The 11,937-nt window shown below is 73.8% G+C and carries 15 protein-coding genes; 7 read left to right on the top strand and 8 right to left on the bottom strand.

Features of this window, described 5'->3' with window-relative positions; translation table 11 throughout:
- Position 1: 1 nt before the first annotated feature.
- Complete coding sequence (locus tag NFX44_RS17015) at positions 2-409, bottom strand: VOC family protein (protein WP_262284521.1); 408 nt, start codon at positions 407-409, stop codon at positions 2-4.
- 82 nt (positions 410-491) lie between these two features.
- The gene (gene sigB, locus NFX44_RS17010; protein ID WP_262284520.1) at positions 492-1,478 is read right to left on the bottom strand and encodes an RNA polymerase sigma factor SigB; all 987 of its coding nucleotides are present in this window, start codon (positions 1,476-1,478) and stop codon (positions 492-494) included.
- A gap of 226 nt (positions 1,479-1,704) precedes the next feature.
- Here sigB and NFX44_RS17005 point away from each other — a divergent pair, with 226 nt between their 5' ends.
- On the top strand, positions 1,705-2,493 hold the full coding sequence (locus NFX44_RS17005) for a sporulation protein (RefSeq protein WP_262284592.1): 789 nt from the start codon (positions 1,705-1,707) through the stop codon (positions 2,491-2,493).
- A gap of 32 nt (positions 2,494-2,525) precedes the next feature.
- On the opposite strand, the gene dtd is transcribed toward NFX44_RS17005, so the two are convergent.
- Complete coding sequence (dtd, locus tag NFX44_RS17000) at positions 2,526-2,948, bottom strand: D-aminoacyl-tRNA deacylase (protein WP_262284519.1); 423 nt, start codon at positions 2,946-2,948, stop codon at positions 2,526-2,528.
- On the bottom strand, positions 2,948-4,432 hold the full coding sequence (locus NFX44_RS16995; RefSeq protein WP_262284518.1) for a methyltransferase: 1,485 nt from the start codon (positions 4,430-4,432) through the stop codon (positions 2,948-2,950). The genes dtd and NFX44_RS16995 overlap by 1 nt, the downstream gene beginning before the upstream one ends.
- A 185-nt stretch (positions 4,433-4,617) precedes the next feature.
- Here NFX44_RS16995 and NFX44_RS16990 point away from each other — a divergent pair, with 185 nt between their 5' ends.
- The 3 genes from NFX44_RS16990 (at position 4,618) to NFX44_RS16980 (ending at position 7,880) form a co-directional block, all read left to right on the top strand.
- The gene (locus NFX44_RS16990) at positions 4,618-5,841 is read left to right on the top strand and encodes a S8 family peptidase (RefSeq protein ID WP_262284517.1); all 1,224 of its coding nucleotides are present in this window, start codon (positions 4,618-4,620) and stop codon (positions 5,839-5,841) included.
- Between the two features lie 113 nt (positions 5,842-5,954).
- Complete coding sequence (locus NFX44_RS16985; protein ID WP_262284516.1) at positions 5,955-6,530, top strand: HhH-GPD-type base excision DNA repair protein; 576 nt, start codon at positions 5,955-5,957, stop codon at positions 6,528-6,530.
- 117 nt (positions 6,531-6,647) lie between these two features.
- Complete coding sequence (locus NFX44_RS16980) at positions 6,648-7,880, top strand: low temperature requirement protein A (protein WP_262284515.1); 1,233 nt, start codon at positions 6,648-6,650, stop codon at positions 7,878-7,880.
- A 3-nt stretch (positions 7,881-7,883) separates the two neighbouring features.
- Here the strand turns inward: NFX44_RS16980 and NFX44_RS16975 are convergent, their stop codons facing one another.
- Together NFX44_RS16975 and NFX44_RS16970 are read right to left on the bottom strand one after the other, a co-directional pair.
- The gene (locus tag NFX44_RS16975) at positions 7,884-8,195 is read right to left on the bottom strand and encodes a BrnA antitoxin family protein (protein WP_262284514.1); all 312 of its coding nucleotides are present in this window, start codon (positions 8,193-8,195) and stop codon (positions 7,884-7,886) included.
- Complete coding sequence (locus NFX44_RS16970) at positions 8,185-8,496, bottom strand: hypothetical protein (RefSeq protein WP_262284513.1); 312 nt, start codon at positions 8,494-8,496, stop codon at positions 8,185-8,187. The genes NFX44_RS16975 and NFX44_RS16970 overlap by 11 nt, the downstream gene beginning before the upstream one ends.
- A 106-nt stretch (positions 8,497-8,602) precedes the next feature.
- Here NFX44_RS16970 and NFX44_RS16965 point away from each other — a divergent pair, with 106 nt between their 5' ends.
- Positions 8,603-8,959, top strand: a complete 357-nt coding sequence (locus NFX44_RS16965; protein WP_262284591.1) for a DUF3099 domain-containing protein — start codon at positions 8,603-8,605, stop codon at positions 8,957-8,959.
- A 37-nt stretch (positions 8,960-8,996) separates the two neighbouring features.
- On the opposite strand, the gene NFX44_RS16960 is transcribed toward NFX44_RS16965, so the two are convergent.
- Complete coding sequence (locus NFX44_RS16960) at positions 8,997-9,893, bottom strand: carbohydrate kinase family protein (protein ID WP_262284512.1); 897 nt, start codon at positions 9,891-9,893, stop codon at positions 8,997-8,999.
- Positions 9,890-10,825: a pseudouridine-5'-phosphate glycosidase gene (locus NFX44_RS16955; RefSeq protein WP_262284511.1), complete on the bottom strand. Its 936-nt coding sequence runs from the start codon at positions 10,823-10,825 to the stop codon at positions 9,890-9,892. Before NFX44_RS16955 ends, NFX44_RS16960 begins: the two co-directional genes overlap by 4 nt.
- Before the next feature lie 88 nt (positions 10,826-10,913).
- Here NFX44_RS16955 and NFX44_RS16950 point away from each other — a divergent pair, with 88 nt between their 5' ends.
- Together NFX44_RS16950 and NFX44_RS16945 are read left to right on the top strand one after the other, a co-directional pair.
- The gene (locus NFX44_RS16950; RefSeq protein ID WP_262284510.1) at positions 10,914-11,132 is read left to right on the top strand and encodes a DUF3039 domain-containing protein; all 219 of its coding nucleotides are present in this window, start codon (positions 10,914-10,916) and stop codon (positions 11,130-11,132) included.
- Between the two features lie 40 nt (positions 11,133-11,172).
- Positions 11,173-11,823 (top strand): trimeric intracellular cation channel family protein, encoded by a 651-nt coding sequence (locus NFX44_RS16945; protein WP_262284509.1) that lies wholly within the window; start codon positions 11,173-11,175, stop codon positions 11,821-11,823.
- Positions 11,824-11,937 lie beyond the last annotated feature (114 nt).

Genomic DNA, 11,937 nt, shown 5'->3' with positions numbered 1-11,937 from the left:
CTCAGGCCCGGCTGGAGATCTGCTGCACGGCCCAGGCGTTGCCGTCCGGGTCGGTGAAGAAGACGAAGCCGACGTTGTCCAGCGGGTGCTGCACCGGGCTCGGGTTCGGCCCGACCACCTGGATCTCGCTGACCGCCACGCCCCGCTCGACCAGCTCCGCGTGGGCCTTCTCCAGGTCGGGCACGACCAGTTGCAGCCCCTTGAGCGAGCCCGGCGGCATCTCGGGCACGACGCCCCGGCCGAGGACGATCGAGCAGCCGGAGCCCGGGGGCGTGAGCTGGACGATCCGCCCGAGGACCCCCAGGTCGGTGTCGTGGTCGACGGCGAAGCCGAGCCGCTCGGCGTAGAAGCTCTTGGCCCGGTCCAGATCGGAGACCGGCACGACGACTACTTCCAGTGTCCAGTTCATCGCCCCAGAGTGGTCGTTCACGGCCACCGCTTCAAGCGCGACAGGCCCCGGCGCGCCGCCGGGGCCTGTCGCGTCGGTCAGCTCAGCAGGCGTACGCCTCCAGCCGGTTGGCCCGCTCCGGGGCGCGCAGCTTCAGCAGCGTCACCTTCTCGATCTGCCGGATCCGCTCCCGGGACAGCCCGAACTCGCGGCCCACCTCGTCGAGGGTGCGCTGCCGGCCGTCGTCCAGGCCGAACCGGAGCCGGATCACCGCCTGCTCCCGCTGGGAGAGGGTGGCGAGCACGATGCGTACCTCGTTGCGCAGCTCGCCGTCGCCGGCGGCCTCACCCGGCTCCGCGTTGGGGTCGACGGCGGCCACGAAGTCGCCCAGCGCGCTCTCGCCGTCCTCGCCGACCGTCTGGTCCAGGCTCACCGGCTCCCGGTCGTACGAGATCAGCTCGATCACCTGGTACTCCGGGATCTCCAGCGCGGTGGCCACCTCGGCGACGGTGGGCTCCCGGCCCAGCGTGACCGACAGCTCGCGGCGGACCCGGACCATCCGGTTGACCTGCTCGACCATGTGCACCGGGATGCGGATGGTGCGGGCCTGGTCGGCCATGGCGCGGGTGATGGCCTGGCGGATCCACCAGGTGGCGTAGGTGGAGAACTTGTAGCCCTTGGTGTAGTCGAACTTCTCGACCGCGCGGATCAGGCCGAGGTTGCCCTCCTGGATGAGGTCGAGGAAGGCCATCCCGCGGCCGGTGTAGCGCTTGGCGATGCTCACCACCAGCCGCAGGTTGGCCTCCAGCAGGTGGTCCTTGGCGGCGCGGCCCTCGGCCGCGATCAGCTCCAGGTCGGCGCGCAGCTCGCCGGAGACCGGGGTGCAGGTGGAGAGCTTCTCCTCGGCGAACAGGCCGGCCTCGATCCGCTTGCTCAGCTCGACCTCCTGCGCCGCGGTGAGCAGCTTGGTGCGGCCGATGCCGTTCAGGTACGCCCGGACCAGGTCCGTGGAGACGCCACGCTCGTCGGTGGCGTCCAGATCGGTCATGGTGACGTCCATGTCCTGGTGCTCGATCATCTGCTGGGCCATCTCGGTCTCTCCCCGTGTCCGTCGTGCCGTACCGGTTCCGTGCCGTCCGCCGGCGCGGTGGTGCCGGTGAGGAACAGCTTGGCGGGCGGGGCGTGAAACGGGAGTGAGGCGATCGGGGACCCGACAGCAATCCGGGCGGAACGTCGGCTGTGCCTTGCCGGGCCCGGTTACCGTGCCAGCGGCCGGCCAGCGAGGCCCGGCGACGCACAGGCGATCGGAGGACGTGGTGGTCTTCAAGCGGCTCATGCAGGCGATGGGTGTGGGTGGACCGTCGGTGGAGACGGTGCTGGCCAACCCGAACTGCCGCCCCGGCGGGCAGGTGGAGGGCCGGGTCCAGGTGGTCGGCGGGGACCACCCGGTGGAGGTGAGCTACGTCGCGCTCGGCCTGGTCACCAGGGTCGAGGTGGAGAGCGGCGACTCGGAGTACGACACCACGCAGGAGTTCGGCCGCGCGCAGGTGACCGGCGCGTTCCGGCTGGACCCGGGGCAGCGGTACGAGGTGCCGTTCCGCTTCCAGGTGCCCTGGGAGACCCCGCTCACCGACCTGTACGGCCAGCACCTGCACGGCATGACCATGGGGCTGCGGACCGAGCTGGAGGTGGCCCGGGCGGTCGACAAGGGCGACCTGGACGCCGTGGCGGTGCACCCGCTGCCCGCTCAGGAGCGGCTGCTGGAGGCGTTGCTGCGGCTGGGCTTCCGGTTCGCCCGGGCCGACGTCGAGCGCGGCCACCTCTACGGCGTACGGCAGAGCCTGCCGTTCTACCAGGAGATCGAGTTCCACCCGGCGCCGCAGTACGCGCGCGCCATGAACCAGCTCGAACTGACCTTCGTCACCGACCCGCAGCAGGTGCAGGTGGTGCTGGAGCTGGACAAGCGCGGCGGCCTGTTCACCGAGGGCCACGACGCGTTCGGCCGCTTCACGGTCGACCACGCGACGGCGGACCGCACCGACTGGGCCGCCCAGCTCGACGGCTGGCTGCGCCAGTCCATGTCCCGCCGCGGCCTCTTCTTCTGACCACCGCGGGGATCACCGGCCGTCCCCGGCGATCACAGGTCCAGGAGGAGGGTGCGGGGGCCCACGTTGACGCTGTCCACCAGCATGTGGGTGCGGAAGCGGCCGGTCTCGACCTTGGCGCCGCGCTGGCGCAGCTCCCGCACCACCGCTTCCACCAGGGGCTCCGCCAGTTCCGCCGGCGCGGCGGCGGTCCAGCTCGGGCGCCGGCCCTTGCGGGCGTCGCCGTAGAGGGTGAACTGGCTGACCACCAGGATCGGCGCGCCGGTGTCGGCGGCGCTGCGCTCGTCGTCCAGGATGCGCAGCTCGTGGACCTTGCGGGCCATGGTGGCCGCCACCTGCGGGGTGTCGGTGTGGGTGACGCCGAGCAGCACCAGCAGCCCGTCGGTGATCGCGCCGACCACCTCGCCGTCGACCGTCACGGCGGCCCGACCCACCGTCTGCACCACCGCCCGCATCAGTCCGCCACCGGCTCGATCAGGCCGCGCTCGACCAGGTGCGCCACGATCGGCCCGGCCGCCTCGGCCAGCTCGTCCGGCGCGACGTCGTGCGCGGCGGCGAGCAGGGCGAGCTGGTCGCGCAGCGGCAGCCGACCGTCCGCGCCGCCGACCAGGGCGAGCACCAGCGGGTCGATCTCCTCGGACCAGCGCAGCCCGTGCGGCATGGCGAGGACCTGCCGGTCCACGGCCCAGCCGTCGGCGCCCATGGTGGCCTCCTGGCGCAGCTGGAGCCCGTCGGCGGCCCGGTAGCGGGCGGCGAGCAGACCGTCGGTGCTCCGGGCACGCAGCCAGTCCTGCCGGTCGAACCACTCGCCCACCCGGTCGCCGAGCGGCGGCTCCACCCGCTGGCGCAGGTCCTCCACCCGGACGACCGGCTCGTCGTGCCCGGTCCGGCGCAGCGAGACGATGCCGAACCCGATCGCCTCCACCTTGTGCGCGTCGAACCAGTCCAGCCAGGCCGCCATCCGCTGGGGGTCGGCCGTCTCGCCGACGTCGGTGAGCCACAGGTTGACGTACGCCATCGGGTCGGCCACCTCGCGCTGGATCACCCAGGCGTCCAGCCCGGTGCCGGCGAACCAGCCGGTCACCCGCTCGGCCCAGTCCTCGCCGGTGACGTGCACCCAGTTGGCCAGGTACTGCATCGTCCCGCCCTCGGTGAGCAGGTGCGGGGCGGCGGCGGCCAGCTCGGCCCCGATCGCGTCGCCGACCCGGCCGGAGTCGCGGTAGACGTGCGTGGTGGTGCCGGGCCCGACCACGAACGGCGGGTTGCTGACCACCAGGTCGAACCGGCGGCCGGCCACCGGGGCGACGAGGTCGCCGCGGAGCAGCTCCCAGTCCTGCCCGTTGAGGGCGGCGGTGGTGGCGGCGAAGCGCAACGCCCGTTCGGAGACGTCGGTGACGGTGATCCGGCGGGCGTGGGTGGACAGGTGCAGGGCCTGGACGCCCGAGCCGGTGCCCAGGTCCAGCGCGGTCTCCACCGGCCGGCGGACGGTCGCGCCGATCAGCGTCTGGGTGGCCCCGCCGATGCCCAGCACGTGCTGGGCGTGCAGCGGGCGGCCGGGGCGGGCGCTGGCCGGCACGTCGGCGAGCACGAACCAGTCGTCCCCGTACGGCTCCAGGTCGACCCCGGCGCGCAGGCCGTCGCCGTGCCGCTCGACCAGGCCCCCGGCCAGCGCCTCCTCGACGGTCAACGGGGCGAGCGCGGCGGCCACGGCCGGCTCCGGCTCGGTCTGGTCGCAGATGAAGACCCGGATCAGCGTCGCGAGCGGGTCGCGGTCCTCGGTGGCGCGCAGCGCGGCGCGGAAGTCGTTGCGGGCCACCGCGCCGGTGGCCTGCGGGCCGAGCCGGCCGGCGATGCCGTTGGCGGTGAAGCCCGCCCGGGTCAGCGCGGTGCGCAGCGCGTCGACGCCGGCGGGGGAGAGCAGCATGTCGTGACGGTCCACGTCGTCATCCTGCCCTCCCCGGCCGCTCTCCCGGCCGGCACCCGCCGGATCCATATCACCAGCTCAGGGTATCGGCCGTTATCTCTTTCATGTTCATCGATGCATGGCTACCATCTGCCCCAACATCCGCCGATGGGCGTCCCCGGTGTCCGAGAGCCCGGGCGCGCCCGGTAGGGAGCCAGACGATGTCCGACGTGTCCGTTCCCCGGCGACGCGCGTTGCGCGCGCTCGCCGTCACGGCCGCCGCCGCGGCCCTCACCGCCGCCGCCTCCACCCCCGCCCTCGCCGCACCGACCGGCGACGTCCGCTACGCCTCCGCCCCCGACGCCATCAGCGGCAGCTACCTCGTGGTGCTGAAGGGCGACGCGGTCGGCGCCGCGAACAGCCGCACCGCCCGCACCGCCGTGCCCGACCGGGCCGCCGGCCTGGCCAAGCGTTACGGCGGCAGCGTCGGCACGGTGTGGAGCGCCGCCCTCACCGGCTACAGCGCGAAGATGAGCCCCGCGCAGGCCCGACGGCTGGCCGCCGACCCGGCCGTCGCGTACGTCGAGCAGGACCGCGTGGTCACCACCCAGGCCACCCAGACCAACCCGCCGTCCTGGGGCCTGGACCGGATCGACCAGCGCAACCTGCCGTTGAACTCCAGCTACACCTACCCGAACACGGCCTCGAACGTCCGGGCGTACATCATCGACACCGGCATCCGGACCACCCACACCGACTTCGGTGGCCGGGCCACCTGGGGCACCAACACCGTCGACAGCAACAACACCGACTGCAACGGCCACGGCACCCACGTGGCCGGCACCGTCGGCGGCACCCGGTACGGCGTGGCCAAGGGCGTCCGCCTCATCGCGGTGAAGGTGCTCAACTGCTCCGGCAGCGGCAGCACCACCGGCGTGGTGAGCGGCATCAACTGGGTCACCTCGAACGCCGTGAAGCCGGCCGTGGCCAACATGAGCCTCGGCGGCGGCGCCAGCAGCTCGATCGACAACGCGGTGACCAGCTCGGTCAACTCCGGCGTCACCTACGCGGTCGCGGCCGGCAACTCCAGCGCCAACGCCTGCAACTCCTCGCCGGCGCGGGCCGCCGCCGCGATCACCGTCGGCTCCACCACCAGCAGCGACGCGCGCTCGTCCTTCTCCAACTACGGCTCCTGCGTGGACATCTTCGCCCCCGGGTCGAGCATCGTCTCCGCGTACCGGACCAGCGACACCGCCAGCAGCACGCTGAGCGGCACCTCGATGGCGTCGCCGCACGTGGCCGGCGCGGCGGCGCTGGTGCTCGGCGCCAACCCGTCGTACACCCCGGCGCAGGTGACCAGCTACCTGACCACCAACGCCACCACCGGCAAGGTGACGAACCCCGGCTCCGGCTCGCCGAACCGGCTGCTCTTCGTCGTCAACTGACGCGTCGCGCGGCCACACGGCCCGGTGGACCCCACCCCTGTCCACCGGGCCGTGCCGCGCGTGCCGCGGGGAGTCGGCGTGGCGGGCGGCGGCCGGCGGGGCAGGATGGGGGCATGACGCTCTCGCTGCCCATCGACCCGCAGGCCAACGAGCTGCTGGCGCGCAGCCCGCTGGCCCTGCTCCTCGGCATGGTGCTGGACCAGCAGGTGCCGATGGAGAAGGCGTTCTCCTCCCCGTACGTGCTGGCGCAGCGGCTCGGCCACGAGCCGGACGCCCGGGAACTGGCCGGCTACTCCCCGGAGGCCCTGGTCGAGCTGTTCGCCACGCCGCCGGCCCTGCACCGCTTCCCGAAGGCCATGGCGGCCCGGGTGCAGGAGGTCTGCCGGGCCCTGGTCGAGCGCTACGACGGCGACCCGGCCCGGCTCTGGTCGGAGGCGGCCGACGGCGGGGACCTGCTGCGCCGGGTCGGCGAGCTGCCCGGCTTCGGCCGGCAGAAGGCGCAGATCTTCGTGGCCCTGCTCGGCAAGCGGTTCGGCATCACCCCGGACGGCTGGCGCGAGGCGGCCGGCGGCTACGGCGACGCGGACGCGTACCGGTCGGTGGCCGACGTGACCGACCCCGAGTCGCTGCGCCGGGTCCGGGAGTTCAAGCAGCGGATGAAGGCGGAGGCGAAGGCCGCCAAGGGCTGACGCCACCCGCGCCCGCCGGAACACCCGCCTCGCCGAGGTGAGCCGCCGAACCGCTGACACGCAACCGGTACGGCGGCCCGGTCGTTGGGAGCCAGGGCGGCGGACGGGGGTGGCACGGTGGCGGAACGCGGTGCCGCGCTGCTGCGCCCGCCGGAAAGCGCCGCCCGTGCCACCTTCCTGGAACTCTTCTTCGACCTGGTCTTCGTCTTCGCGCTGACCCGGGTCTCCCAGCGGCTGATCAACAGCCTGCCCGCCACCGGGTGGACGCTGGCCGCCGCGGTCGGCCGTACGGTGCTGCTCTTCCTGGTGCTGTGGGTGGTCTGGACGATCACCGTCTGGGTGACCAGCCGCTACGAGCCGGAGCAGACCGTCATCCAGGCCGTCGTGGTCGGCACGATGTTCGCCAGCCTGGTGATGGGGGTGGCGCTGCCGCGGGCCCTGGAGGAGCGGGCGCTGCCGTTCGCCCTCGCGTACCTGGCGGTGATGCTCGGGCGGCCGCTGGTCGTCGCCGCCGCGCTGCACGGCCATCCACGGCGGCTGGTCCCGCTCCGGCTGGCCGCCTGGGCGGGGTTGACCGCGCCGCTGTGGCTGGCGGGGGCACTCGGCCCCGAGGGCGTGCGCCTGCCGCTCTGGGCCCTCGCGCTGACCGTGGACTACGCGGCCCTCTTCACCGGCTGGCCGCTGCCCCGGATCGGGTCCGCGCCGACCGGCGGGTGGCGGATCGCCGGCGAGCACCTGGCCGAGCGCTACCAGCAGATCTTCCTCATCGCGCTGGGCGAGTCGATCCTGGTCATCGGGGTGACCTACAGCGGCGAGAAGTTCTCCGGCGAGGGCGCGGGCGCCTTCGGGCTCGCCTTCGTGACCACCGCGCTGCTCTGGCGGATCTACTTCCACCGGGCCGGGCACCTGCTGGCCGAGGCGCTGCGGCTGGCGCCCGTGCCGGGCCGGCTGGGCACGTCGGCCACGATCACCCACCTGGTCATCGTGCTGGGCGTGCTCACCGCGGCGGTCGGCTACGAGGTGGTCATCGCCGAGCCGTTCCACCGGTCCGACGAGGCGCTGCTGCTGTTCGTGGTGGGCGGGCCGCTGCTCTTCCTGGCCGCCCGGGCCCGCTTCGAGTACGAGATCTTCGGCCGGGTCTCGCTGACCCGGATCCTCGGCGCGGGCGTGCTGCTCCTGCTCGTGCCGCTGCTGGCGCACGGTCCCGCCGTGCTGGCCCTGGCCCTGGTGGCCGCCGTCCTGGCCGTGGTGGCGCTGCTGGACGCGTGGCGCAGCCGGGGGCGCCCGCCGGAGATGTCGGCCTCGCCGTTCGGCCGGACGGGGCCGGAGAGCAGCGGCCCGGAGGCCTGACCCTCAGGCGGCGGTGGGGCGGGACAGCGCGGCCAGGGCCCGGCGCACGTCGGCCAGGGAGACCGTGGCGGACTCGTCGAGATCGGCCAGGCCGGCCTCGATCCACTGCCGCATGAGCGTGGTCACCCCGATGCCGCGCGCCTCGGCGGCCGCCCGGACCCGGTCGTACGTCTCCAGCGGCAGGCGCACCGAGCGGCTGACCATCGGCACGTCGGTGTCGGGGGTGGGCAGCTCCGCGGGCTGGGTCTCGTCGATCAGGTCGGCGAGCGCGTCGCCGGCGTCGTGGAACCGCTTGGTCGCCTCGTTACGGTGCATCGTGACCGCCTCCTCGTCGGCGTGACCTCCGCACCGCGTCGTCGTAGCGCTTGGCCTCGACGTCGCTCAGCTCGCGGGCGGAGAGGATGTCCCAGTCGTTGTCGCTGCCGTCGGCCTCGGCCAGCAGCACCGCGAGGCGTCGACCCCGGTGGTCGGTCGCGTAGACCACCATGACGTCGTCCCCGAGGTGCCGGATGACCCGCCGGCTGCTGTGCAGGGCTTCCCAGACTTCCCCGGGCGTGACGTCGTAGACCCGCAGGTTGGCCAACGCCTCGTCGGTGAAGCTGAACCGGTTGCCCACGAACGGAGCGTACCACGCACGTAACACGCGCCGCCCTTGTCACGATTTTCGCCGATCAACCGTCGAGGGTGACAGGATGAGTCGTAATCCCTCGAGGAGGTCCGTGGTGAAGCGTCAGGCGTACCAGCCGATCCTGATCACCGACGCCTCGCGCAGCCAGGACGACCAGCTCACCAGCCGGCAGAAGCGCTACGTGCTGATGATGGGAATCCGGGTCGCGTGCCTGGTGCTCGGTGCGGTCCTGGTCGGCGTCAAGGCACCACTGCTCTGGCTGTGGCTGCCGCTCTGCGCCCTCGGGATGGTGCTGATCCCCTGGCTGGCCGTGCTGCTGGCCAACGATCGTCCGCCCAAGGAGCAGCACCGGCTGGCCGGGAAGTTCCAGCCCCGCCACCTGGACGAGACGCCGCCCATGGCGCTCGCCGCCGAGGAGCGCCCGCACAAGGTCATCGACGCCGAGCCCTGACCGGCCCGGGCGGCAGCCGCCCGGACCGGTCCGCCCGTCAGGGCTGGGGCCGCGCGCCGACGGTGGTGACCGCCAGCGCGCCGAGATCGCCGGCCCGGGACAGCGCCGCGCGCGGGTCCGCGCCGGCCAGCCACGCGGTGAGCAGGCCGGCGGCGAAGGCGTCGCCCGCCCCGGTCACGTCCACCACGGCCACCCCGGGCGCCGGGGCCGTCTCGACCAGCCCGGTCCGGTCCACCCAGACCGCGCCGGCCGCACCCCGCTTCACCACCACCCGGTGGGCGACCGAGGTCAGCGCCCGGGCCTGCGCCGCCGGGTCCAGCCCGCCGGCCAGCACCGTCGCCTCGTCCGTGTTGACCAGCAGCAGGTCGACGTCGCGTACCCAGGTCAGGAAGGCCGTGCCGACCCGCCGCAGCGGGGCCGCGGAGGCCGCGTCGACGCTGGTGGTGAGCCCGCGCTCGCGGGCGGCGGCCAGCGCGCGCAGGCCCGCGCCGCGCGACCCGACGTCCAGCAGGGTGTACGCGGACAGGTGCAGGTGCCCCGCGTCGGGCGCCGCGGCGACGGTCCGGTCGACGTGCTCCGTGGTCAGCCGCAGGTTCGCCCCCCGCTGGCTGACCATGGTCCGCTCCCCGTCGTGGGTGAGCACGATGACCGTGCCGGTGGGGTAGCCCTCGTGCCGCTCCACGGCACAGGTCACCCCGACCCGCTCCAGCTCGGCGACCCGCTCCCGGCCCGTCTCGTCGTCGCCCACGGCGGCGACCAGCGTGACGGCCGCCCCCTGCCCGGCGAGCCAGGCCGCGGTGTTGGCCGCCTGGCCGCCGCCGCTGAACCGGATTCCGGCCGCGGTGTCCGAGCCGGTGGCGAGGGGACCGGAGAGCACCGCGAGGACGTCGGTGATGACGTCGCCGACGACGACGATGCGAGGTGCGGGGCTCATGCCGCGGCGGCGGTGTGGCGGGCCGCCGCGGCGACCGCGATCCGTGCCGCCAGGTCGGCGTTGCGCAGGATGATCCGCACGTTCACCGCCAGGCTGGCGCCCTCGGTGGCGGAATGGAAGTGGGCCAGCAGGAACGGGGTCACCGCCTTGCCGGTCACCCCGTCGCGGGCCAGCATGGCCAGCCCGGTGGCCAGGGTGCGGTCGTGCAGCGCCGGGTCGAGCTGCTCGTCCACCGGCAGCGGGTTCGCCACGATCAGCCCACCGGAGTGCACGCCCTGCTCCCGGCGTGCGGCCAGCACGTCGGCCGCCTGCTCCGGCGACTCCACCGACCAGTCCAGGTCGAAGCCGGCGTCGGTGAGGTAGAAGCCGGGGAAGCGGCGGGTGCGGTAGCCGACGACGCTGACCCCGAGGGTCTCCAGCCGCTCCAGGGTGGCGCCCACGTCGAGGATCGACTTCACCCCGGCGCAGACCACCGCGATCGGGGTCCGGGCCAGGGTGACCAGGTCGGCGGACTCGTCGAAGGTCTGCGCGGCCTCCCGGTGCACCCCGCCGAGGCCGCCGGTGGCGAAGACCCCGATCCCGGCCGCCGCGGCCACCGCGCTGGTCGCCGCCACGGTGGTGGCGCCGTCCGCGCCGGTGGCCGCCGCCACGGCCAGGTCGCGCACCGAGAGCTTGCTCACCCCGTCGACCGTGGCGAGCCGGGTGAGCTGGGTGTCGTCCAGGCCCACGATCAGCTCACCGGCGACCATGCCGATGGTGGCCGGAACCGCTCCCGCGTCCCGGACCGCCTGCTCGATCTGACGCGCGACGCGAAGATTGTCCGGTCGGGGCAGGCCGTGGGAGACGATGGTGCTCTCCAGGGCGACGACCGGACGCCCGTCGCGCAGGGCGTCGGCCACCTCGGTGCCGAGACTGATGTGAAAGTTGGTCACTTCGGCTACGGTACGGGCCGCCTCCGGCGCGGGCCCAGGTGGACCGGGCGGGATCGACCTGCAAAACTGGACCGTTGGAGGTGTAGTCGTGAGTACAGAGGTTCTCGAGCGTCCCGAGCTGAAGGACGCCGACACCGGCCCGGAGATGTTCCACTACGTCCGCAAGGAGAAGATCGCGGAAAGTGCCGTCATGGGCACCTACGTGGTGGCGCTCTGCGGCGAGACCTTCCCGGTGACCAAGGCCGCCAAGCCCGGTTCCCCGGTCTGCCCGAAGTGCAAGGAGATCTACGACTCGTACGCCGCGTGATCCCGGGCGGCCCGTCCGGCCGCCCGCGTAACCTGCGGCGGTGACCACCTCCACCCCGCTACTCTTCGCCGACCTCACCGGCGTGGCGGTCTTCGCGGCCTCCGGCGCCTCCGCGGCGGTGGCCAAACGGCTCGACCTCTTCGGGGTGGTCTTCGTCGGCGTCGTCGCCGCCCTCGGCGGCGGGATCTTCCGCGACCTGGTCATCGACGAGGTGCCGCCGCTGGCCTTCGCCGACTGGCGGTACGCGGTCACGGCGGCGGTCACCGCCGCCGCCATCTTCTGGCTGCATCCCCAGTTCGCCCGGCTGCGCACCACCGTGCTGGTGCTCGACGCGGCCGGTCTCGCCCTGTTCACCGTCACCGGCACGCTCAAGGCCCTCGACGCCCACGTGCCGGCCGTCGGAGCCTGCATGATCGGCATGCTCACGGCCATCGGCGGCGGGCTGGGCCGAGACCTGCTCACCGGTGAGATCCCCGTGGTGCTGCGCCGGGAGATCTACGCCGTGGCCGCGCTCGCCGGGTCGATCGCGGTGGCGCTGCTGTCGACCTACGGCGCGGCGACCGCGGCACCGCTGACCGCCGCGGCCGTCTTCGTCTTCGCGCTGCGCCTGGTGTCACTGCGGCGGCGCTGGTCCGCCCCGGTGCCGGCGCTGCGGCCGCCGCGTACCGGCGCCCGGGGGCCACAGGTCTGAGGCCCGCGCCCCGGGGTGGGCGGATGTGACCAGCGTGGCGTCGAGTGGGGCGGACGGCCCCCGCTGGTTATGCTGAGTCGGCCTTCGCGGCACCCGATGCGCGAGGGCCTTTTC

This window comes from Micromonospora sp. MA102, assembly GCF_025460765.1.
GTDB classification, from domain to species: domain Bacteria; phylum Actinomycetota; class Actinomycetes; order Mycobacteriales; family Micromonosporaceae; genus Micromonospora; species Micromonospora halotolerans.
This window is presented reverse-complemented; position numbering and strand designations above follow the sequence as displayed.